Source organism: Phyllobacterium bourgognense (assembly GCF_003337575.1).
Lineage (GTDB): Bacteria > Pseudomonadota > Alphaproteobacteria > Rhizobiales > Rhizobiaceae > Phyllobacterium > Phyllobacterium bourgognense.
This window is the reverse complement of the sequence record NZ_QPJM01000016.1, coordinates 33,950-55,264: the sequence shown is the minus strand read 5'-3', so window position 1 is coordinate 55,264 and position 21,315 is coordinate 33,950. Positions and strand designations below refer to the sequence as shown.

The window sequence follows — 21,315 nt, the reverse complement described above, 5'->3', positions numbered from 1 at the left end:
CAACCGGCGCAACAGACCCTCCGGTTCCACAGAGGGTGTGCTCTGTGCGGGGTTGTCTCGTGTCTAAGCGCTGAATGGATGCTTTACTGAATCACGCTGCGCGGTTGCTTCGGCGGCAGTCGGCTTGCCCGTCACTGCGCGCTGGAGCGCTTCCTTGGTTGCACGATAGTTGAAGTCCTGGATCTTCGCGTCGTCTTCTGCTTCCCAATGGATGAAGACGCCGACGCAGATGAACAGATCGTCCGCTTCGTCCGCTGGAATTGTGCCATCGGCAACACTGTCCTGAACCGCTTTAGCCACTGCATGCTGTGCAGGTCCGAACATCTGGACCGCCTGTTTGGCGCCCTTGATCGTAACCTTGTTGAACAATATCGTATTCGGCTTGCACGCCATATTCGGCGCAATAACCGCAAGAAGCGAGGTGAACCCGTCCTTGTTGTTCGTCAATGCATTGCAGAATGCCGTCTCGACAGCGCTGCCACGCGGTCCGATCAGCAGATCGATATGCGCGACTTCATTTCCATCGCCGATGAGCGATTCGCCAACCATAACCTTATTGATTTTTGCCACGGCCAATTTCCTCCTAAACCGTTTTCCCAATGGTTTGTCCAAAGACGCCGTACCTCGAGACACGACTCTCGATGGACAGCTATCCTTGTTCACAGCACCCTTCGAGCGGGGTCGGTTGGCCAGATAGCAGCGGACGAAATCCGCTGGGGAAATTCAAGCATTTACCTCGTCATTATGCAAGGCCAAGTTGAGATAGAACGTAAAAAGCGTCGCGACTGTCAGGTCTGCGGAGGTTCCGGGATTGATGTTGTCGGCTTTCAATTGTGCGTCGAAAGCAAGAAGCGATTTTTCGCGCTCTTTGCCATCGTCGAGGCCTTCGACCCGCGTCAGAATTTGTTGCGCTTGCTTTTGCGTTTTTCCGGCAATTGCACCGCCGTGCTTGCGGACGATATGGCTGTCGGGAAATGCCGAAAGGAAAAACAGATAGGTAAAAACCACCGGCCACATCGCGCGCTCGCCGCGATCTGAAGCGGCTCTATAAGCCGTGAGCCCGCCGTCAAAAATATCGGCAAATCCGCTGACATATTGCCGGGCAATCATGTCGCGGTCCGCAGCTTCGCCCATTGCTTCCAGCAGTGACACTTGCGGGACGGTCGATACATCATGTTTGGGCGCGGAGCCAAGGCCGCCGGGCTGTGCCAGCATGATCGCCGAAAAGACATCGCGCGCATCGTCGATGTCCAGTTTTTCAAGGATCGTGGCAAGGCCGCCTTGCAGGTCTTCCCCGCCATTTGCCGCCGCTTTGGCCAAGGGAACGCATAAAAGCAGGATACCGAGATTGGTGTTGGTTCCGACCTTGCGACGCGTCTCTCTGACCGCCGCGAGAATGCGTTGTCCGGTGGAAAGGGCAGGGTCTGTCACCGCCTGCGATGAAGCCTGCGCGCTTTCGAAAAACTGCTCGGCACTCATACGATGACCGTCGGCAAAACGATGCACATTGCCGGGCTTCAGTGCGTCGATCTCCTGATAACAGGCATCGATATAGGCGCGCCTTATCTGTTCGCGCGTCGGGGTCACGCGGCCGGTCTCTCGTCGAGTTCGTCCTCGATCCAAGCCGCCAGGGCATGGGCGATGCAATCGGCAATGCGCACAGGGACGACGGATTGCAGCCCGGTCCAGGCGGGCATGCTGTTGACCTCGAGGACAAGCAATTTGCCGTCGGCCGCCGGAATAATGTCTATACCGGCGAAATCGGTGCCGATGGCTGCGGAAGCCGCAAGCGCGAGACTTTCCAGCTTGGCGCGCAATGGCCCTTCGACAGCCTCCGCCTTTGCCCCCTTGGCAATATTGGTGATCCAGCCTTCAGCCCGGCGCGCCATCATGCCCAGCACTTCGCCATCGCAGGTGAAAACGCGATAATCGCAATAAGGGGGCCCGGGCCGCGCCACGAAACGCTGCAGATAATACACATCATCGACCTCTTCCGGTTCCGGCAGGTCCTCGATGCTGCGGATCAGGCGAATGCCTTTGCCTTGAGAGCCGAACAACGGCTTCAGTACCAGTGGACCGTGCACAAGCTCGCGGGTCGCGACCAGCCGGGCATTGGCAATGCTTTCCACCGCAAAGGTTTCCGGCGTCGGCAGTCCTGCCTGTGCCAGCAGGAATGTGGTGGTGGATTTGTCCACACAGCGCTCGATGGCCTTGGCCGAGTTCCACACCGGAACGCCAAGATGCGCGAAAGCGTGCAGGATGCCGAGACGGCGGGTGATCGCCTCGAATGTGCCCGACGAAATCGATCGCACGATCACTGCTGCGGGCAGGGCGCCGTTCATGCGCGGGATCGCAATGCCGGAGGGATAGCGGCTGTCGAAGCCGATATCCACCAACGGCAGCGCCAGGACGTTTAAGCCGAGTTTTCGCAGCGAGGCGCGCAGCTGTTTCACCTGGCGGTCGGGCCGGTCCGAAAGGATCAGTATCGTATCTGTCATGTCTATGTCTCAGGTGTTCGTCTTGAAAAAGTCGCTGCGGTGAGTCAGATGGCGTGGTTTTTGGGGTCGCCCTTGCGACGAGCGCAGCGTACATAAAGTACGTGAGCACCGGAAGCACAGAAAATCGCGTCAGATGACCACCGCCGCGACTTTAAAGACGGACACTCAGCCTAAGGACTGTTCCAGCATCGCATCGTGAATTCCGCCGTTGCGGAACGTGTCACCGGTTTCGATCGCTGTAACGATCACCTCGGCGGGGCTGAACAAGCGCGGATCGATGGCATAGAAATCCCCTTTGAACTTCTTGAAAATATCGGCAAATGGCTGGCCATGGTCGCGAGACGTATGGCTCGGCAGTTGCTCCGCCAGGTTGCGCGCCGCTTCAGCGCTGCCCTTGACGAACAGCTGGACGGTTCCGCCGTAGATGATGGCATCGTTGGTCCGGCCCATGGCTTGCAGGAAGTCCGGATGCGGCGCGGGGATCGGCGCGCGGCCCGCACCATCGACAATATCAGCCAGCGGGAATTTAAGGTCGTGCGCCTTGTGCAGCGCGACTTCGAGCACGCGCCCGACAATCTGCACTGCGCCCGTCAGGCTTTGCGTAGGAGCATAGATGAAAGTCAGCCTGTCAGGAGCAAGCCCCGTTGCCTTCGACACTTTCTCGATGATTGCAGCCGGCGGCGGTGTCGAGGTCTCAAGCACGATCACGGACGAGTCAGCCTTGGGTTCACGATAGGCGATTTCCTCGAAAAGCGGCTCCACCCGTGCCAGCGCGCGCACAGGACCGGAACCCATGGCGAAGTACTTTTCGTGCGAGAGATTCCAGCCGGCATACTGGCTGGCGAGGCAGGCGAGAACCGGTTGCGACGAGCGGACATCGACCGAATAGGGCCACTTGCCCGAGTTCAGCCCTGCCGAAACGGTTCCAAGCCCGCCGAGGCAGATTTCGACGATACGCAGCGCGGCTTCGATGCCGCCCGGACTGTCTGCGCCCGCATCGATCAAATGTTCGCCAAGGCTGCCGCGACTGTGACTGACACCCAGCCGGTCCGCATCCTCGATCATGCTGTCGGCTATGCGTTGCGCGTTTCTGTTCAGATAGGCATGACCGTCCCTCATGGAGAATCCCCCCTCCAGTTAACCGCGAGCTCCTTGACGCGGCTCTTCACGGCGCGCATCGCTGCTGCAGCGGAGGGAGCCGTGGCAAAAACCGTGCAGACAGGGTCGCCTGCTGCAAGCGTTGTTCCTGACATCTGATGATCCGCCGTCAGCGCCGGCCAATCGATTTTCGGAAAGGCGCTGATTGCTTTCGCCGTGTAGGCGATCGCCGAAGCGGTCGAACCCTTATAGGCGGGCAAGGTTATGTTGGATCCCATGACGGCGCGTAAGTGTTCGCGCAGCAGCGGGGTCTGATCGCTGTCGAAAATGTCGAGTGTTGCGCCGGGGCGCGGATTGATCTCGATCAGATTGAGGCCGGCATCGCCATCGATGAAATCGGCGCTGTTGAGCCCGGCAAGGCCGGTGCGCCTGGTCAAAGCCGTCAGCCATTCCTCGATCCGGGCCGCCTTGTTTTTGTCGTAGCGCCGCAGTCGCACCGCACCGCCATAGCGGAACGGCGTATGCTTCGAAGGCGACGACCATTGCCGGCTGAACCCCACAATATGCGCCTCCTGCCTGTTGGCGAGAAACAGCGCTGAAAGGTTCCTGCCCGGAATGAAGCGCTGGAAATAATGCTCTTGTCCGGACGCATTGCCATTGGCGGGCTTTACATGCGAACCACCGGCACCACCGGCGAGCTTGGTCAGCCAGTATTGCGGATGTTCCGGCGCATCGAAGCGAATATCGGGATGCGGTATCGAGAGCTCGGAACATAGCCGCGCCAGACCGGCCGGGTTCTTCACCAGGCGGATCGTTTGTGCAGTGTTGCCGGCGATCTGGAACTGGCGTGAAATCGCCTCGATCATCTCCGGTCTGCGCTCGAAGCCTGAGCCATAGATCAGAGCCACCGGCCGGTCGCCGCCTGCAAGTTCAGCCAGTGTCCCGGTGATCCGTTCCTCCTCGATCCCGCTCTGCAGGCTGCCCGAAAGTTTCAACGCGCGGTCCGCCAGTGCCAGCGTATCGGCATCGTTGAAAAGGTCGGCGACCAGCGGCCGGAAACCGGCACGCCGCGCCGCCGCTGCGAGAGAGCGTCCGGAAATCGCGGCGATCAGGATCGCGGGATTAGGGTCAGGACTCATTGATCTGATCCAAATGGTAGGAGGCCATTTGTTCGGATAAGAGGAGCAAAGGCGATGGCAATGTTTATCCATTGTCGAGCCTTTGCGACAAAGTAGCCGGGCAAATGGACCCTATCCTGCGGACGCCGAAACGGCCGCAAGCTGCAGTGTCGAACCACTCGGCCGGGGGAAAGACCCCGCCCTTCGCATCTCTCCTCGCATCTTCTTGCCGTTTCAGGCGCCATTTCGATCATATCAATGGGTCCTGACCCTAATTGGCAAGGTCGCGAGCAAGGGTGAATGCATCCCGAAAATCAAAGATAACCGGCTTTTTCGCCTTGATCATCTGTTCAAACAAACCGGCTTGAGTCTTGTATTTGACGTTGCCAATGGAGAGTGGACCAATGCCGACAGCCTGCGTCGCATCGAGTGGCTCGCCATTGGCATTGACTTTCAAGCCCTCGATACCCGCCGGCGGGACTGCATTCACATCAGCGGCGACGAGAAGCCCGCCCGCAGAGCCGAGCTGCGCTTGCGAAAGCACCTGAATGCCGGCCTTAGCCGCAGCCAGCACGACTTCCGTACCCTCGACGATTGCAGCCTTTTTGGCTTCCGTCGAGCCGTCGGCAGGCTCGACTGTTACGTCGAACCGCTGCTTGATCGATGCCGCAATCTCCTGCACACGCTCAATGCCATCGTGGCCTACGATCGTCACCCGGGCACCCTGTTCGGCCGCGATGACCGCCGTGCAATAGCCAACGACACCCGTGGCACCGAAGACCGCCACCGAGGTTCCGTTCAATTCGCGGTCATGGTGCTTGATCAGCGCCTTTTCGACCTTGGCGACCATCGCCGCCGCCGTGGTGAACGAGCCTGCCGGATCGGCAAACACCGAAATTTCGAAGGGTGGCACCATGGCTTTCCTCGCCGCATCGAGCATGTCGAGCGCCGTCGGCGCATCCTTGCCCGCAAGGAAAATGCCTGTCGCGACACCTGCATCCGGCGGGCGCGAAAAAATCGCGTCCTGGACGAGATTGCCGACATCGGCAAGGGTGACATCCGTATAGGGAACCACGGCGTCGTAGCCTGCATCGAGCGCCATATTGACGTCGAACGGGCTCATTTGCCGAAGTGGTGTCAGCATGTGAAGGATGGTTTTGCGGCTCACTGTTTCCGCTCCTTATGGTAATGGGCCCTGAATCTAAGCAGTTGCTAAGTTTAATGCGGTGTGCGTGATATCCGCACCCGCGTTTCGGCCGGCAACGATCTGGATGGTAGTGCCGGGCGACCGCCCGATCGCATCGACAATGCGCATCGCTTCCGACTGCGAGGCAGCAAAGGCGAAACCCGTCGGTCCCCATGAGCTCTGGCCGATGCCCACAGCACCCGCCTGTGCCAGCTGCCGTATGGCGGCTTCGACATGCTTGCTGGTGAAGACGCCGCCCTGCGCCGGCGCAAAATAGTTGCCGATCTCGGCCTGTATCGCTTCCACAGCGCGGCCGAACGATGGGAGATCCTGCTCGATCAGCGCCGGCATGATACCCATCAGCACATGGCGGCAGATTGCAGCCGAGGTTTCGACCGGGAACGGCGGTAATGTCCGGAAGGCTTCGATCTCGGCCTCGCCATGGATGCCTTGCGTCGAGGCGTCGAAGACGAGGATGATGCGCCAGGCTTCAGGAAACGGTATGCGCGAAATAACGGTGGGTGCCGCGCTGCCAGCGCCTTTGCCCGCATCGACGATCACGCCACCCTCGTCGAATGCAGCAATACCGATGCCGGAGCGGGAGCCGCGTCCGAGCAGGACAGCGTCATTGACGGCGTCGAGCGGCAGACCATGCAGTGTGCGGATGGCACCTGCGACAGCCAGGGCGATCTGCGTGCCGGAACCGAGGCCTATATGCCGCGGGATCGCTCGCTGCACATTGACCCGGTGTTGCGCCTTGATGCCGAGATGGTTGCACAGAGTCGCGACATGCTGTTCGATGCGCGCCTGTTCGCCACCATGAACCTGTGTCTCGGCCGAACGGGAAATCGTCAGGACTGTCGCGATATCCTGCACAGGCAAGCCGACGCTGCCAAAGCGGTCGGTGCCAGAACGCGGTATATCGAGAAAGCCGAGATGAAGGCGCGCCGGGACTGTAATGGTGACGGATTCCGACATTTGCTATTCTTTACACAATCTCAAAAATCGGGCCCTGCACTATGATATCGTCTTTCGACCGAGGTGCAAGAGGTCGTCAATTCATAAATCCGGTGAAAATGGTAGGAGGCCATCGGATTTATGAATTGACGACCTACATCAGTGAAGAAGTGGAGTATCGCCCATGACCGACGAGAAGAAGCCCAAGGAAAAGGTATATTCCGAAAGCGAAATCAACGAAAAGCTCAAGGCGGATTTGCCGCACTGGCGCTATGAGAACGGCTGGATTCGCCGCAAGTACAAGACCCATGGCTGGAAGTCGACCCTGATGGTGATCAACACCGTTGGCCATCTCGCCGAGGCTGCCTGGCATCATCCGGATCTGAAGGCCTCCTACGCCTGGGTCGAGGTGCTGCTGCAGAACCATGCGGCCAAGGGCATCACCGACAAGGATTTCGAGCTCGCCAAAAAGATCGAGAGCGTCGTTCACTGGCAACCGGGCAAGGAGGCGGGATCGCTGGAAGGAACGCCGCAAACCGACCAGCGCTTCGCCTACGTTAAGTACGACGATTGATCTGAAATTTTTTGCAGGCAGGTGTGTTGAGATTCGCCATCATGACGAGGCGAAAACGGTGATTTTCGAGAACCGGAGCGGAGTGTACTCAAAGTACGAGAGCACCGGATCGCAGAAAAATACCGTTTGCAGACCGTCATGGTGTGAATATCGACGCACCCTAGGGTTCACATTCGAAAAAAAGGTCGCTAAGTATAGGCTGGCACCAGAAAGTTGCGGAATATGTCGGTTGCATGGGTTGGCAGCCAGCCGGTACCTTTGACGGATGCTGTTCGGAATGCTGCAAAGCTTCTGGCGTCCAGCCGTTGTCCAGTTTTCACCCTCGATGCGGATGTGCACGGTACGCGCAGTGCCATTGCGCTCGCCGAAAGGTTAGGTGGCGCTTACGATCATGCCGCGGGCGATGTGCTTGCCAAGGAGGTCGCGCTGTTTACCGATCACGGCGGCATGTTCACGATGCCGGGAGAAGCGCGCCGCCGTTCCAGCCTGATCGTCATCGTCGGCGAAATCCCCGTCGCCCATCACGAACTTCTGCAGGCCTGGGCGGGTTCGCAGCCGGATCTTGGCGACAAGCACAAGCGCACCTGGTTCCATATCGATGGAACCGAAACGATCGAAGCTGACAAGCTCGCCCGCAAGTTGAAAGCGATACCGCTGGGCGCAGACGGGCTGTCACTTCCTGCCGTGCTTGGCGTGCTTCGCGCCGGGCTGCAGGGGCAGCGCATTGCTGCCTCCTTGACCAATATCGACCGTTTCAGGAAGGCCCTGACCACGGCGCAATTCCCGGTGTTCGTCTTCTCGGGCACGTCGGGCGAGACCGCCGGCCTCGTCATGCTGCAGGGCCTGGTCGCCGACCTCAACAAGACGGGCCGCGCCAGCAGCGTGTTTCTGCCCGCCGATGACGACGCGTGGGGCACGGCGCTCACCTCGCTATGGATGACGGGCTTTCCGCCCCGAACAGGTTTCTCAAATAGCCTCCCAAGCTATGACCCCGGGCGATGGGACATCCAGCGCATGATCCGCGACAAGGAAGCGGACCTTCATGTCTGGATGTCGACGAGGGGCGGCGAAACTCCCCCCCGTGGGGGAAAGATACCGCTGATATCGCTGAGCAAAACCAATAGTCCAACGTCGGGCGCCAAAATTACGATTTCCGTCGGCAAGGCCGGCATCGATCATGATGGCGTTTCCTACTCAAGCCGGACCGGCACATTCAGGGCGGTGCAGGCCGCCCAGCCCTCGGAGCTTCCGAGCGTCTCGAGCATCGTAGGTCAGCTCGCGCAAGCTCTTCCCGGCCGAAAGGCCTTGCCATGTTGATCCGACTTACCGGCGGAGATGTCGTCGATCCTGTCAACGCCGCAACCGCCAAGCGCGACGTCTGGATCAGGGACGGCCTGCTTGTCGATGCGCCGAAGGGCGCGACGGCGGATGAGACGCACGATGTCTCCGGCTGCATCGTCATGGCCGGAGCCATCGATATCCATTCGCATATCGGCGGCGGCAATGTGAACACGGCGCGCCTGCTTCTGCCCGAGCATCACCGCGCGCATCAGCCGCGTCCGGCCAATACACCGCTGTCCAACGCCGGCTGGTCGACCTTCCAGACCGGCACGCTCTACGCACAGATGGGTTTTACCACCGTTGTCGAGCCAGCGATGGCGCCGTATACCGCTTTGCATACGCATCTCGAACTCGCCGACATCCCGATCATCGACAAGGCGACGCTTGCGATCCTTGGCAATGATGATTTTACCCTGTCGCTCCTTCGTAATGGCAAGTCCTCGGCGATGCTCGACGATTATGTCGCCTGGGTCATCGGCTCGACCCGCGCCTTGGGCGTAAAGGTCATCAATGCCGGTGCAGCGGCAGCCTTCAAGGAGAATGTCCGCTCGTTCTCGCTCGATGACACCGTGCCGGAATATGGCGTCAGCTCGCGCAAGATCGTCAAGTCGCTGCAGGCATCTGTGACGCGGCTTGGCGTGCCGCATCCCTTGCATGTACACGCCAATAATCTCGGCATTGCCGGCAGCGCCGATACGGCCGCCGCGACAATCGCCGCGACGGAAGGGGTGCCGCTGCATCTCGCCCATCTCCAGTTCTATGGCTATGGCACCGAGGGCAAGCGCAAATTCTCGTCGGAGGCGGCGCGGCTGGCGGAAGCCGTCAACGCCAACCCTGATGTGACCATAGATATCGGCCAGGTGATGTTCGGCCAGACGGTGACCATCTCGTCGGATGTGATGCGGCAGTATTTGGCGATCGGCAATGCCAGCCCGAAAAAGACCGTGATTCTCGATGGCGACGGCAATGGCGGCGGCGGCATCGTGCCCTACCGCTACAAGCAGGACTACTACGGCTCGCTGCAATGGGCGGTAGGCCTCGAGCTTTTCCTGCTCATCACCGATCCATGGCGCGTATATTTCACCACCGATCACCCGAACGGCGCGCCTTTCACCGCTTATCCGGAACTCTTCGAACTTTTGATGAGCAGCAATGCCCGCGATGCGAAGTCCACGGAGCTCAATGCAACGGCGCTCGGGCTGACGACGCTCGCCTCGGTGCGCCGCGAATACACGCTGGAAGAGATCGCCATCATGACTCGTGCAGCTCCCGCCAAGCTCCTCGGCCTCAAGGATCGCGGCCATCTCGGGGCAGGCGCCATCGCTGATGTCGCGGTCTATCGCAAGGGCAGGGATATCGCAAAAATGTTCCGCGAGGCGGCGCTGGTTTTCAAGAATGGCGATCTCGTCGTCAAGAACGGCAAGGTAACCCATTATCGCTGGGGCAAGACGTTGCGTCTCAACCCGCCACCGGACAAGGCGATGGTCAAGCGCATGCAAGCCTACCACGAAGAGCGCTACGGACTCTCGCTCGATTGGTTCACCTTCCCGGATTCCGCAATCCAGCGTCCGGACCCGTTTGCGGAGGTGATTTCATGAACCAGATGCATCAGTTGAACCGCAATGGCGTCGTTATCGACGATACTTTTGCCGAAGCCTTCGGGATGCGCGCCACTGCGATCATCATTACGGCGCCGACGTTGAAATGGGCGCGGCAGGCCGCCATCACCATGACTGGTTATGCGACCTCGGTTATCGGCTGCGGTTGCGAGGCGGCCATCGACAGGGATTTGCCCGCGTCGAAAACCCCTGATGGCCGGCCGGGTTGCCGTGTCATGATTTTCGCGATGGGCACGGACGAATTGCAGAAGCAGTTGAAGAACCGCCTCGGCCAATGCGTGCTGACATCGCCCGGCAGCGCCTGCTTTGCCGATCTTGAGGGAACGGCGCCGCTCGATCTCGGCAATGCGCTGCGTTACTTCGGCGACGGCTGGCAGATATCGAAGAAGTTTGGCGGCAAGCACTATTGGCGCGTGCCGGTGATGGATGGCGAGTTCCTTTGCGAGGCGACCACGGGGCTGACCAAGCTTGCCGTCGGCGGCGGCAATCTGCTGTTTCTTGCTGCCGATAACGCCAAGGCCATGCGCGCGGCGGAACGCGCCGTAGCCGCCATCGAAAAGGTCCCCGGCGCGATCATGCCGTTCCCGGGAGGCGTCGTCCGGTCGGGCTCGAAAGTCGGCGGCAAATATAAGGGCATGATGGCCTCGACCAATGACGCCTTCGCGCCGACGCTGCGCGGCGTCGTCAACTCCGCGCTGACGCCGGAGGTCAATGCGGTACTGGAGATCGTCATCGACGGCGAAAACAACGACGCTGTGGCGGCTGCCATGCGCGCGGGGTTGAAGGCGGTCATCGAGCTTGGTCCCAAGCGAGGTGCGGTTCGGATCAGCGCCGGCAATTATGGCGGCAAGCTCGGCAAGTTCCACTATCACCTGAAGGATCTGCTGCCATGAAAGCGCTGACCTTCACGCTGCTTGCCGAACCGGAAGAACGTCTCGACCTGTCGGCTCTGACACCTGCCGGGCTGGCCGGTTTGGCAGATGTGCAGATAGAAAAGCTGCGCGTTGGAACCACCCGCAATCCCGCCTTGGTGGGCGATGTCTTCAAGGTCACCGGCAAAGATCCGCAAAGTATCATTTTCGAGGGCGGCAGCGCGCGGTTCGACAAAATCGGTACCGGGTTGAGCGGTGGCGCCATTCGCGTCACCGGCGATGTCGGTCTCGAGGCGGGCAGGAAAATGTCCGGCGGTGCTCTGCTCATTGACGGCAGCGCCGGCGATCACGCGGGTTCGTGCATGGTCGATGGCCGGCTTGAGATCAAGGGCAATGCTGGAGACTATCTCGGCGGGCCGCTCGCTGGTGAAATCACCGGCATGGAAGGCGGCCTACTGATTGTCCGCGGCAAGGCCGGAAATTATGCAGGCGAAAGATTGCGTCGCGGCATCATTGCCATTGTCAAAGGCTGCGGTGACTATGCCGGCTACCGCATGATCGCCGGGTCGATTGTCGTCGCCGGCCGCGTTGGTGCGATGCCAGGTTACCTGATGAAACGCGGCTCCCTGTTCCTTGACCGCCGCCCGGAAAATCTTGCCCCGACCTTTGTCGACTGCGGCGAAACTGACATCGCTTTTTCCGGCGTGTTCGACCAGTTTCTCATCCGGGAAAAAATCATGGACAAGCCGCTGCTCGGCGCAAGACCGGGCAAATTTGGCGGTGACATTGCCGTATCCGGCAAGGGCGAGATTCTGTTCCGGCGAGGCAGGTGAGTTTCCGCGCCGCAATCTCGATTGGCAACACTGCCATGTGCGTGGTTCGACAAGCTCACCATGAGGAGGTGGGTTGATTGCAATGATAATCGCCAACGTTCAGGTATCGACAGGTGTGAGGTATCGACACGTTTGAGGCGTCGCCAAGTTTGCGGCATCGCCAAGTTCGAGGCATCGTTAAGTTTGCGGCATCGCCAACCTTTCAGGATACTTGCAATCAACCCACCTCCCTCATGGTGAGCTTGTCGAACCACGCACATGGCGGTGTTGCCAAGTCTATCTGCCACGTAAAAATTGGCCCGCACACCCCAACTAAAAATTAAAGAAACGCTCGTTCAATTAATTTGACGCCGAATTGCCGAAATCTGCCATTCTCGAGGCTTTGAAAGCTGTTTCCGGTGCAGATATCGCGCGTCTTCTTTCGATTCTCACACATGAATGCCGGAATCTCATGCAAGAAAGCTCGAATCTGCTGCAAGAATCTCAACTGGCGCGTTCAATCTAATTGTATGAAGTTGTGAGAAACCCGCAATTTGGCAGGTGGGGGGAATTCGACGACTGGCAATCGGTGCAGTCTCGCTTATAACGGGATAGTAACGCTCATGTCTTCCAAAGAAGAAAGTTGACGAGGTGACAGACCGGGCATCGCCACTCGCGCCATTCAGACACGACATTTTCAGAACCGTGTGGCTCGCGAGTCTTTCCTCCAATTTCGGTTCCCTGATCCAGTCAGTCGGCGCGGCCTGGATGATGACAACCATCTCCGATTCTGTCGACATGGTAGCCCTGGTGCAGGCCTCGACAGCACTGCCTATCATGTTGTTTTCGTTGGTATCCGGTGCTCTTGCCGACAATTTCAACCGCCGCCGGGTCATGATTGTCGCGCAGTGTTTCATGCTGGGCGTATCGGTCTTGCTGACCCTGTTTTCTCATTTCAACCTGATCACGCCATGGCTGTTGCTCTGCTTCACATTCTTGATCGGTTGCGGAACGGCGCTGAACAACCCTTCATGGCAGGCTTCGGTGGGGGATATGGTACCGCGCGATGATTTGCCGAATGCGGTCGCATTGAACAGCATGGGCTTCAATATTACCCGCAGCGTTGGCCCGGCCATCGGCGGTGTGATTGTCGCTATAGCTGGTGCCGCAGCTGCGTTCGCAGTCAATACTGTAAGTTATTTGCCATTGATATATGCATTGTTCCGCTGGCAGCCGAAATACGACGCCAATCCTTTGCCGCGCGAGACTTTGGGGCGGGCGATTTCGGCCGGTTTGCGCTACGTCGCGATGTCCCCGAACATCGGAAAAGTCATTTTTCGCAGCTTCATTTTCGGCCTTTCGGCCAGTGCCGTTCTCGCTCTTTTACCATTGGTGGCGCGCGATCTCGTTCATGGCGGCCCGCTGGTCTACGGCGTCATGCTCGGCTCCTTCGGCATCGGCGCGATCGCCGGTGCATTGATCAGCGCGCGTCTGCGGGAATATTTGTCGAGCGAAGCCATTGTTCGCATTGCGTTTATTGGCTTCGCAGTGAGTGCCGGTCTCACCGCAGTCAGCGGCAATGTCTGGCCGACCAATGTCGCATTGCTTCTTTCCGGCGCATGCTGGGTGCTTGCGCTTTCGCTGTTCAACGTGACAGTGCAGCTCTCGACGCCGCGCTGGGTCGTGGGTCGCGCCCTGTCACTTTATCAGACGACGACGTTCGGCGGCATAGCTGCCGGCAGCTGGTTATGGGGTGTCGCCGCGGGCGAGTATGGTGCAGACAGGGCACTGCTTGCTTCAAGTATAGTCATGTTGTTCGGCGCGGTTGTTGGCCTGCGCTACGCTTTGCCAGAGTTTAAAACGCTCAATCTCGATCCGCTCAATCGCTTCAGCGAGCCGCTGCTGAAACTCGACCTGAAACCGCGCAGCGGCCCCATCGTCATCATGATCGATTATGTGATTGCCGAGGACGATGTCCCTGATTTCCTTGCAGTTATGGCTGCCCGGCGGCGCGTCCGCATTCGCGATGGGGCAGGGCATTGGGCGCTGATGCGCGATCTGGAGAACCCTGAGTTATGGACCGAAAGCTACCACACCCCGACCTGGGTCGAGTATGTGCGCCACAATCAGCGCCGAACCCAGGCTGACGCCGCCATCGGCGACCGGATACGCGCATTGCATCGCGGACTGACGGAACCGCGCGTGCACCGCATGATCGAGCGCCAAACCACCCTTCCGCACGATATCGCCGCGCACAAGACACCGATCGATCTGTCCTGATAAAGCCGAATTGTTCAATACATTCATATTGTTGTCGCATGCGGGGCTTAGAAAGCCGCCAAACGATTCATGCAACAATGAGAGATGTCAACAATGAGCGAAAAGATGCTGGGGATTGCCCCGACAGTCGACCCTACGGCCACCGTGCGGGATAGCACATTGGGGCAATATACCGAGGTTGGCGCGCGCACGGCCATCGCCGAAACGGAGTTCGGTGACTACAGCTATATCGTACATGATGGCTCGATTATTTACGCAAAGATCGGCAAGTTTTGTTCGATCGCGGCGTTTACCCGAATCAACCCGGGAAATCATGCAATGTGGCGCGCCAGCCAGCATCATTACAGTTATCGCTCACGCCAGTTCGGTTTTGATCTTGGCGACGATGACGAATTCTTCCAATGGCGTCGCGATCACAAGGTGAATATTGGCAATGACGTATGGCTCGGTCATGGCGCCGTTATCATGCCGGGTATTACTATCGGGGACGGCGCTGTCGTTGGCTCTTCTGCGGTCGTGACCAAGGATGTCGAGCCATATACGATCGTTGCGGGCGTGCCGGCAAAATTCATCAAGCGCCGCCATTCGGAAATACTTGCGGAGAAGTTGATCTCTCTCGCTTGGTGGGACTGGAGTCACGAAAAGCTTGGAGAAACGCTTCCCGATATGCGCGCCTTGAGCGCAGAAGCATTTGTCGAGAAGTATAATACTTGATAATACTGGCGCGTCAGGAGACGCGCCTTCCTTCCCGCCATACGCTTAGTATGACCGGAACACCATCTATCAGCCGGACTCTGCTGAAATCGGCCCGTTTGCCTATCTCAATAACGCCACGGTCATCCAGACCCACCATGCGAGCCGGATTGGCTGATACGAACGATACCGCCTTCGCAAGATCAATTCCCACGCTCTGATTGAGCAAAAACACCGATTGCATCAAGCTTGAAGGCACATAGTCGGAAGAAAGCCCGTCAAGAATATCCTGCTGCACCAGATCGATCGCTGAGACGTTGCCTGAATGCGACCCACCACGAACCACATTCGGTGCACCCATGACGACTTTCATACCGCGCCGGTGGGCATGGGCTGCAGCATCTATACTTGTCGGAAACTCCGAAATGGAGATGCCGTCGTTCATGGCTTGGTCTACGTGCTCCGGCGTTGTGTCATCGTGGCTGGCCAGCACGGTGCCGTGCTCGCGAGCAAGGTCGATCACGGCGGTTCGATAGCGGTTAACATATTGGGATTGCGCCGCGATTCGATCTGCGACCATCTGGTCGAATTCGAGATCGGTCCACTTCTTGTCGCGATTGAATTGCCGCCATTTGGCTAGATCTGCCCATTGCCGCTGACCGGGTGTATGATCCATCAATGAGACGAGCTTGACGTAAGGGTTGTCCGCAATCAGCTCATAAATATCGAGCACAGCCGGATCGGCCAACTCACAGCGCAAATGCAGCAGATGCTCGCTGCGAAGTACTTCTCGCACACGCGGATTGGCAACAGTTTCCACTGTAGTTGTGATCATCTGGCGGCGGGCGCTTGCGGAAGAATATTCACCGACTGCGACAGCATCGAATACTGTGGTAATTCCAGCGCCGGCAACCTGCACATCGTGCGCAACCACCGATGCGGCACTTGAGGGCCACATGACTCCGGGGCGCGGCTGCAGATGCTTTTCGAGGTTGTCCGTGTGGAGCTCGACAAAGCCGGGAATGAGAAAATCGCCTTCAAAATCAACGGCATCGGCAATGGAGCTCGGTCCTTCTCCGATATCCTGGATCAGGCCGTGTTGAACGCTCACGGCCCCATCGAGGATGCGATCCGCCAGAACCAGACGGGCGTTGGTGACGAGCATTTCGGTCATGAGTTTTCCATTTTAGTTGACGAGCCGTCCTTGCCGCCACACGGAGCGGATGACGGGGATATTGTCCGCCAGATGTACCCGAATAAGGTCTGCACGCAAGCCCGGAAGGATTTCACCGCGGTCGTCAAGACCGCAGACTCGTGCAGGAACGCTGGTCATCATGCGGATCGCAGAAGGTAGGTCAGTGTCGAATTCCGGCCGGTTTGCTAACAAAAACGCGCAATCCAGCATCGAACGCGGCACATAATCCGAAGTCAGGATGTCTACCAGTCCCTCGGCAAGCAGTTCTGTTACGGCCACATTGCCCGACTGTGACCCGCCACGCAGCACATTCGGTGCACCAGCCACAATCAACATGGATTGCGCCCGCGCCTCACGCGCAGCCTCGATGCTGACCGGAAACTCCGCCACACGCACGCCTTCGGCATGCGCCATGCGGATAGCTCGACAGTCAGATCGTCATGACTGAACATGGGCAAGCCACGCGTCCTGGCAAATTCGACGAAAATGTGCCGCACTTCACTTGAACTTGCTTCGAGGCTTTCCAGTAATTCCCGCGTTTCTTCTTCGACAGCTGCCAGATCCTTGCCTGTTTCCTTCATTCGCCGGTCAAGATAGTTCGACACATCATGGCTTTGGCGCTTACCCGGAATGTGTTCCATGATCGAGACCACGACGCGGGCGCCCGTAAGAATCGATTCGTCCATGGTGTGCTTCCTTCGAAATGCCGTAGCCAGGAATGGCGGCGATGACGCCGCGCGCGCCAGTCAAAATTGGCGACCTAGTTGCCTTGTGACAATGCGTCTTTGGGGGAATCCGAAATGGTTCTTATCCCGCTTTTCATGACAGGGACGTGACAAAGTCACGGAACTACCGACGAAGTATTGCTTAAGCACAAGCGAGCATGCGCGATACAGAAATGGACGTCCTGTATCGCGCGAACTCCGGCGTAAGACGGGCGGGGTTATGGCTTCAGATCGATAGCGGCCTTGAAGCTGCCATCCATGTAGAAAGGCACGGAGGCGTGTTCATGCGCGATTTTCCATGTGCCATTCTGCTTGATCAAACCGATCGTCTGGCGAAACCAGAGGTCAGGCATCTCGCCGTCAGTTTTCTGTCCCGTCATGCGGACGAGACTTGTTGCGAAAGCGACGTCACTGCCGGCCGAAATCGCCGTGTCGCGTGATTCAATGCCGATTGATCCGTCCCATGTATCGAACCAGCCTTGCAGGTCCTCCTCGTCTTGCCGCAGCGGGGGAGCGAGCGTGAACTGTACAACATCGTCTGCAAGATAAGACAAGACTTGCGCGGCGTTCTTGTTGCTGATTGCTTTGGACCAGTTCTCTATTACAGTTGCGACTGCGGTTTTCTCGTCGTGCGTGGTCATTTTGTTCTCCTTCGTTACATCTAAACCAAGGACGAATGAACAACCGCCGATCCGACATGGCCGCGAAAATCATCTGTGGTGCTGGAATCAGTCTTGCGCAAGCTTATCAAGATGCATGCGGATATGGGCGGCTTCTGCAGCAGTATTAGCGAGAGAGATTGCGCGATTGAATGCCTCCCGAGCTTCGCTGGTACGACCTATCTTCATCAGCAGGCCACCTTTGACACCGAAGAAATGAAAATACCCCGAGAGCCTGTCCTCCAGAGGCTCGATCAGCGCCAGCGCTTCGGCGGGACCTCGTACCTTTGCGACGGCAACGGCACGATTGAGTGTGATTACGGGTGAGGGTGTCAGCCTCTCGAGTGCTACGTAAAGCAGATCGATCTCGGCCCAATCCGTGTCCTCGGCGCGCTTGGCCCGAGCATGCAACGCAGCGATTGCCGCTTGAACCTGATAGGGACCGGGCGCTCTATGGCGCATTGCCTTGTCGATAAGCGCCAAACCTTCATTGATCATACTTCGGTTCCAGAGGTCGCGATCCTGGTTTTCCAGCAGTATCACACCGCCGTCCGTATCAAAGCGGGCGTCAGAACGGGCACTTTGCAGCAGCAGAAGTGCGGTCAGTCCCATAATCTCCGGCTCAGTCGGGAAGATTCGCAAGAGCAGCCGCGAAAGGCGGATGGCTTCGTCACATAGCGGTGATCGTGCCTTAGCTTCAGTGCCGCCAGTCGAGTAACCTTCGTTGAAGATCAGGTAAACCATGGCTGCGACTGCTGCGAGTCGTTCGGCCCGTTCGACCGGACCAGGCGTTTCGAATGGTATTTCGCCAGCTCCAATACGACCCTTTGCGCGTGTTATCCGCTGCTCCATTGCACTTTCGCCGACGAGAAAGGCGCGGGCGATCTGCCGGACAGACAGGCCTGACACGATTCGGAGCGCCAAGGGAATTTGCTGCGTGGTGGGAAGATCGGGATGACAGCAAATGAACAGCAGGCGCAAGATATCGTCGCGGTAGTCGGAACCGTCTATCTTTTCGACGATAGCGGTTTCCGCGTCTTCCAGGTCGGACAGAAGCTCCTCGGGCGGTAGAGGCTGTTGTTTCACCTGCCGCCGGACGACGTCGATCGCACTATTGCGTCCGACAAAGATCAGCCAAGCGGTGGGATCTCGGGGCGGACCGTTCTTTCCCCAGCTTTTCAGCGCGCGAAGGCAGGCCTCTTGAAATGCTTCCTCTGCCGTATCGAGGTTGCGGAAGTAGCGAAGCAATGCGCCGACTGCCTGTGGGCGCGCGGCAACCAGAGCTGCGTCTATCCAGTTCGTGTCATTCATGGAAAACTCGATCCTGGCCTGAAGATGCCCACCGGCCTTATCTCGTAGGAGCCGGTGCCCGGGTTTGCGCGAGCAAGGTCTCGCGTCGTTTCCAGCGCCTCATCCAGCGACTTACAATCGACAATGTAGAACCCGAGAAGCTGCTCTTTTGTTTCGGCAAACGGCCCGTCTATGACAATTGGGTCCTCACGACCTTTACGCAGGGTGGTCGCAGCCGTAGTCGGTAGAAGCCTTGCGACAGGGCCAAGACGTCCTTGCTTGGTAAGCTCGTCCTGGACGACAGCAAGGCGCGCCATAACGGCGTCATCCTCCTCCTTGGTCCAGGAACTGACAACATCTTCGGGATTATAGCAAAGTATGGCGTAAAGCATGGATCTTTCCTTCTCGTATGAAGACGATCCACTATGGCCAATCCCGACATCCGGTCTAGAAAATTATGCATTCTCTCAAGATTGCAGTGCGACGTGGCACCAACTCGGCTGACACCCCAGAACGTTGATAAGTGTCCCTTCCGGCAGAGTTCCGACACGAGCATAGTTGGCTCCCGGCCCAGTGCGCAAATTGACATTTCCGGTTGTATAGCCGGCGTCCGCAAAAGCCGATGCTGGCCAAGCAAACAATCCGATACTAATCAAAACGGCTGATAACAGATTATTGGACATTGGGTCACCTCCCGCTGAGCGTTATTCAAATTCTACCAATATTAGCGGCAGAAAATGTGATTCCATAAGTGTTGTAGAGAGGGATTCGCAGATAATGCTAAAGGTTAGTGTGCGCCAAAAATAAACTATACGACAATTTCTCGCCGTACCCAAATGTAAGAAGCGCAATGAATCGTAGCCAGCTATCTATTATGTAATGATTTCTGATTGCACAGGCGTATCGGTGTAAAACTTGTTGGTCGAATTCGAAAAAGCGGTAAATAATCCGCCGAGTTGCTCCCGAGAGTAATTCACGAAATCGTCATTAACATTAACACGCTAAATAAACAATTGGGATTACGTGAGATGGAAGAATGAGTTACTCTCACATCGAAAGTTTCGTTGAATTCTGAGGTATTGCGGTCTGGCAACTCCGCCAAGCATTCGTTTTTTCTGTCATCTAGCGCGATTGAGCTTTCTTCAGGTTGGTGCGTCTCGGAGGGCTGCAAATGGCAACGCGGCTGTTTCCTTTCTTTCAACTTTTAGTTGTGATCGGGTTGATGTCGGCGCTTGTTCCGACATCCCTCAAAACCGCCCACGCCGCCCCTGCGGCATGCGCAACCTTGCAGCGGCAATTGGTGGCCGCCTCAAGCGGCAGAAGTGTTTCACAGAAGAACAGCCCTCTAGTGCAGCGACAAGCGCTGCAGCTCCAACAGGTGCGGGCGAAGGCAAGCAACGCAGGCTGTGGAGGCTTCCTGTTTTCTCGCGGGGATCCTGCACTGTGCAAGCGTTATGCTCAAACCATTGACGCGATGTCCGCCAAACTCGCAAAGCTGCAAAATGCAAGTGACAGAACTGGTTCATCGCGGCCTTCACGCCAGCAGATTCTAGCCTCAATGGAAGCCAGAGGCTGTAATGACAGGGTAGCTTCTACTGGCAGAAACAATGATTCATCCAATGTCCAGCGCAAATCCCTGCTGGAAGTCCTGTTTGGCACGCGAGCTGACGAGGAAAAGCCAGCCTCCAGAATGATGGTCAAACGGCAACTGGATGAACGCGAAGCACATCGCAGGGTGTCTGCGGCGCCGGAGACGCTTGCCGCGACCTATGAGGGGACGGAGCCGAGCGTGAACGGCGTCGTCAAAAAGGGTTTTCGAACCATCTGTGTACGTACATGCGATGGATACTATTTCCCGATCTCGTTCTCAACCAAGCCCAAATATTTTGCGCGTGATCAAAATGCCTGCAGTGCGATGTGTCCGGTTGGGAACGCGAAATTGTACTATCACGCGGTGCCCGAACAGGAATCGGATGCAATGATATCCGTCGCCGACAAGCAGCCCTATAGTGAGCTTCCCAATGCATTCAACTACCGCACGGCGGGGGTTAAAGCCGTGCCGGGTTGCACGTGCCATGCTCAAACCGACATGATGGCGGCCGCACCGGGGACGCCCGTTTCCCAATCAAAGCCTACCATATCAGCGGTGAAAGATACTGGAAAACCAGATGTTGACGCCCTGTCGGAAGAACCTGCTCAGGGAGACAGTCATGAAGACGAGGCACCCCATCAACATGTGAGGACTGTCGGTCCTGCGTTTTTCCCGGATGAAGCCAATCCCACAGACTTTACTGCCCAACCTCCCGAAAACGAGATCCAGGAAAGCAGGGCCAGCATCCTCACGCCTGAGAATATCGTGAAGACGATAGCGTCGGACATTATGCGGCGAATTCAATAG

The 21,315-nt window shown here is 57.7% G+C and carries 22 protein-coding genes; 8 read left to right on the top strand and 14 right to left on the bottom strand.

From position 1 onward, the window contains the following. Nucleotides 1-63: 63 nt before the first annotated feature. The 7 genes from fae to C7476_RS21775 all read right to left on the bottom strand — a co-directional run bounded on the left by fae (nt 64) and on the right by C7476_RS21775 (nt 6,878). On the bottom strand, nt 64-570 hold the full coding sequence (gene fae, locus C7476_RS21805; RefSeq protein WP_112529174.1) for a formaldehyde-activating enzyme: 507 nt from the start codon (nt 568-570) through the stop codon (nt 64-66). Between the two features lie 153 nt (nt 571-723). Continuing rightward, on the bottom strand, nt 724-1,587 hold the full coding sequence (locus C7476_RS21800; RefSeq protein ID WP_114431960.1) for a triphosphoribosyl-dephospho-CoA synthase: 864 nt from the start codon (nt 1,585-1,587) through the stop codon (nt 724-726). Next, nucleotides 1,584-2,498 carry an ATP-grasp domain-containing protein gene (locus C7476_RS21795; protein WP_114431959.1) on the bottom strand — a complete coding sequence of 305 codons (915 nt, stop codon included), beginning with the start codon at nt 2,496-2,498 and terminating at the stop codon, nt 1,584-1,586. Before C7476_RS21795 ends, C7476_RS21800 begins: the two co-directional genes overlap by 4 nt. A 165-nt stretch (nt 2,499-2,663) precedes the next feature. Then, nucleotides 2,664-3,617, bottom strand: a complete 954-nt coding sequence (gene mch, locus C7476_RS21790; protein WP_114431958.1) for a methenyltetrahydromethanopterin cyclohydrolase — start codon at nt 3,615-3,617, stop codon at nt 2,664-2,666. Beyond that, on the bottom strand, nt 3,614-4,735 hold the full coding sequence (locus tag C7476_RS21785; RefSeq protein WP_181872553.1) for an ATP-grasp domain-containing protein: 1,122 nt from the start codon (nt 4,733-4,735) through the stop codon (nt 3,614-3,616). Before C7476_RS21785 ends, mch begins: the two co-directional genes overlap by 4 nt. A gap of 250 nt (nt 4,736-4,985) precedes the next feature. Further along, nucleotides 4,986-5,882 carry an NAD(P)-dependent methylenetetrahydromethanopterin dehydrogenase gene (locus C7476_RS21780; RefSeq protein ID WP_114431957.1) on the bottom strand — a complete coding sequence of 299 codons (897 nt, stop codon included), beginning with the start codon at nt 5,880-5,882 and terminating at the stop codon, nt 4,986-4,988. A gap of 33 nt (nt 5,883-5,915) precedes the next feature. After that, the gene (locus tag C7476_RS21775; RefSeq protein ID WP_114431956.1) at nt 5,916-6,878 is read right to left on the bottom strand and encodes a beta-ribofuranosylaminobenzene 5'-phosphate synthase family protein; all 963 of its coding nucleotides are present in this window, start codon (nt 6,876-6,878) and stop codon (nt 5,916-5,918) included. Nucleotides 6,879-7,041: 163 nt separating this feature from the next. On the opposite strand from C7476_RS21775, the gene C7476_RS21770 reads away from it, so the two are divergent. The 7 genes from C7476_RS21770 (at nt 7,042) to C7476_RS21740 (ending at nt 15,069) form a co-directional block, all read left to right on the top strand. Beyond that, nucleotides 7,042-7,431, top strand: a complete 390-nt coding sequence (locus tag C7476_RS21770) for a 4a-hydroxytetrahydrobiopterin dehydratase (RefSeq protein ID WP_114431955.1) — start codon at nt 7,042-7,044, stop codon at nt 7,429-7,431. A 222-nt stretch (nt 7,432-7,653) separates the two neighbouring features. Beyond that, nucleotides 7,654-8,748 (top strand): molybdopterin-binding domain-containing protein, encoded by a 1,095-nt coding sequence (locus C7476_RS21765; RefSeq protein ID WP_114431954.1) that lies wholly within the window; start codon nt 7,654-7,656, stop codon nt 8,746-8,748. Further along, nucleotides 8,742-10,370, top strand: a complete 1,629-nt coding sequence (locus C7476_RS21760; RefSeq protein WP_114431953.1) for a formylmethanofuran dehydrogenase subunit A — start codon at nt 8,742-8,744, stop codon at nt 10,368-10,370. Before C7476_RS21765 ends, C7476_RS21760 begins: the two co-directional genes overlap by 7 nt. A 5-nt stretch (nt 10,371-10,375) precedes the next feature. After that, the gene (gene fhcD, locus C7476_RS21755; protein ID WP_114432018.1) at nt 10,376-11,284 is read left to right on the top strand and encodes a formylmethanofuran--tetrahydromethanopterin N-formyltransferase; all 909 of its coding nucleotides are present in this window, start codon (nt 10,376-10,378) and stop codon (nt 11,282-11,284) included. Next, entirely contained in the window at nt 11,281-12,096 is an 816-nt protein-coding gene (locus C7476_RS21750; RefSeq protein WP_114431952.1) for a formylmethanofuran dehydrogenase subunit C, read from the top strand. Before fhcD ends, C7476_RS21750 begins: the two co-directional genes overlap by 4 nt. Nucleotides 12,097-12,726: 630 nt before the next feature. Further along, on the top strand, nt 12,727-14,355 hold the full coding sequence (locus C7476_RS21745) for an MFS transporter (protein ID WP_114431951.1): 1,629 nt from the start codon (nt 12,727-12,729) through the stop codon (nt 14,353-14,355). Between the two features lie 93 nt (nt 14,356-14,448). Further along, nucleotides 14,449-15,069, top strand: coding sequence for a DapH/DapD/GlmU-related protein (locus tag C7476_RS21740; RefSeq protein WP_114431950.1), 621 nt, complete (start codon nt 14,449-14,451; stop codon nt 15,067-15,069). 13 nt (nt 15,070-15,082) lie between these two features. Here C7476_RS21740 and C7476_RS21735 read toward each other — a convergent pair whose 3' ends face one another. The 7 genes from C7476_RS21735 to C7476_RS21710 form a co-directional block, all read right to left on the bottom strand. Continuing rightward, entirely contained in the window at nt 15,083-16,222 is a 1,140-nt protein-coding gene (locus tag C7476_RS21735; protein ID WP_114431949.1) for an alpha-D-ribose 1-methylphosphonate 5-triphosphate diphosphatase, read from the bottom strand. Nucleotides 16,223-16,234: 12 nt separating this feature from the next. After that, a complete protein-coding gene (locus C7476_RS21730) occupies nt 16,235-16,657 on the bottom strand; it encodes an amidohydrolase family protein (protein ID WP_114431948.1) in 423 nt (140 codons plus the stop codon). Next, the gene (locus tag C7476_RS27905; RefSeq protein WP_147274706.1) at nt 16,573-16,929 is read right to left on the bottom strand and encodes an amidohydrolase family protein; all 357 of its coding nucleotides are present in this window, start codon (nt 16,927-16,929) and stop codon (nt 16,573-16,575) included. The genes C7476_RS21730 and C7476_RS27905 overlap by 85 nt, the downstream gene beginning before the upstream one ends. A 257-nt stretch (nt 16,930-17,186) precedes the next feature. After that, on the bottom strand, nt 17,187-17,609 hold the full coding sequence (locus C7476_RS21725; RefSeq protein WP_114431947.1) for a YybH family protein: 423 nt from the start codon (nt 17,607-17,609) through the stop codon (nt 17,187-17,189). An 87-nt stretch (nt 17,610-17,696) separates the two neighbouring features. Then, a complete protein-coding gene (locus tag C7476_RS21720; protein WP_114431946.1) occupies nt 17,697-18,938 on the bottom strand; it encodes an RNA polymerase sigma factor in 1,242 nt (413 codons plus the stop codon). Continuing rightward, nucleotides 18,935-19,309, bottom strand: a complete 375-nt coding sequence (locus tag C7476_RS21715; RefSeq protein WP_114431945.1) for a YciI family protein — start codon at nt 19,307-19,309, stop codon at nt 18,935-18,937. Before C7476_RS21715 ends, C7476_RS21720 begins: the two co-directional genes overlap by 4 nt. A 75-nt stretch (nt 19,310-19,384) precedes the next feature. Continuing rightward, nucleotides 19,385-19,600 (bottom strand): SH3 domain-containing protein, encoded by a 216-nt coding sequence (locus C7476_RS21710; RefSeq protein ID WP_114431944.1) that lies wholly within the window; start codon nt 19,598-19,600, stop codon nt 19,385-19,387. A 488-nt stretch (nt 19,601-20,088) separates the two neighbouring features. On the opposite strand from C7476_RS21710, the gene C7476_RS21705 reads away from it, so the two are divergent. Continuing rightward, the gene (locus tag C7476_RS21705; RefSeq protein ID WP_114431943.1) at nt 20,089-21,315 is read left to right on the top strand and encodes a DUF2865 domain-containing protein; all 1,227 of its coding nucleotides are present in this window, start codon (nt 20,089-20,091) and stop codon (nt 21,313-21,315) included.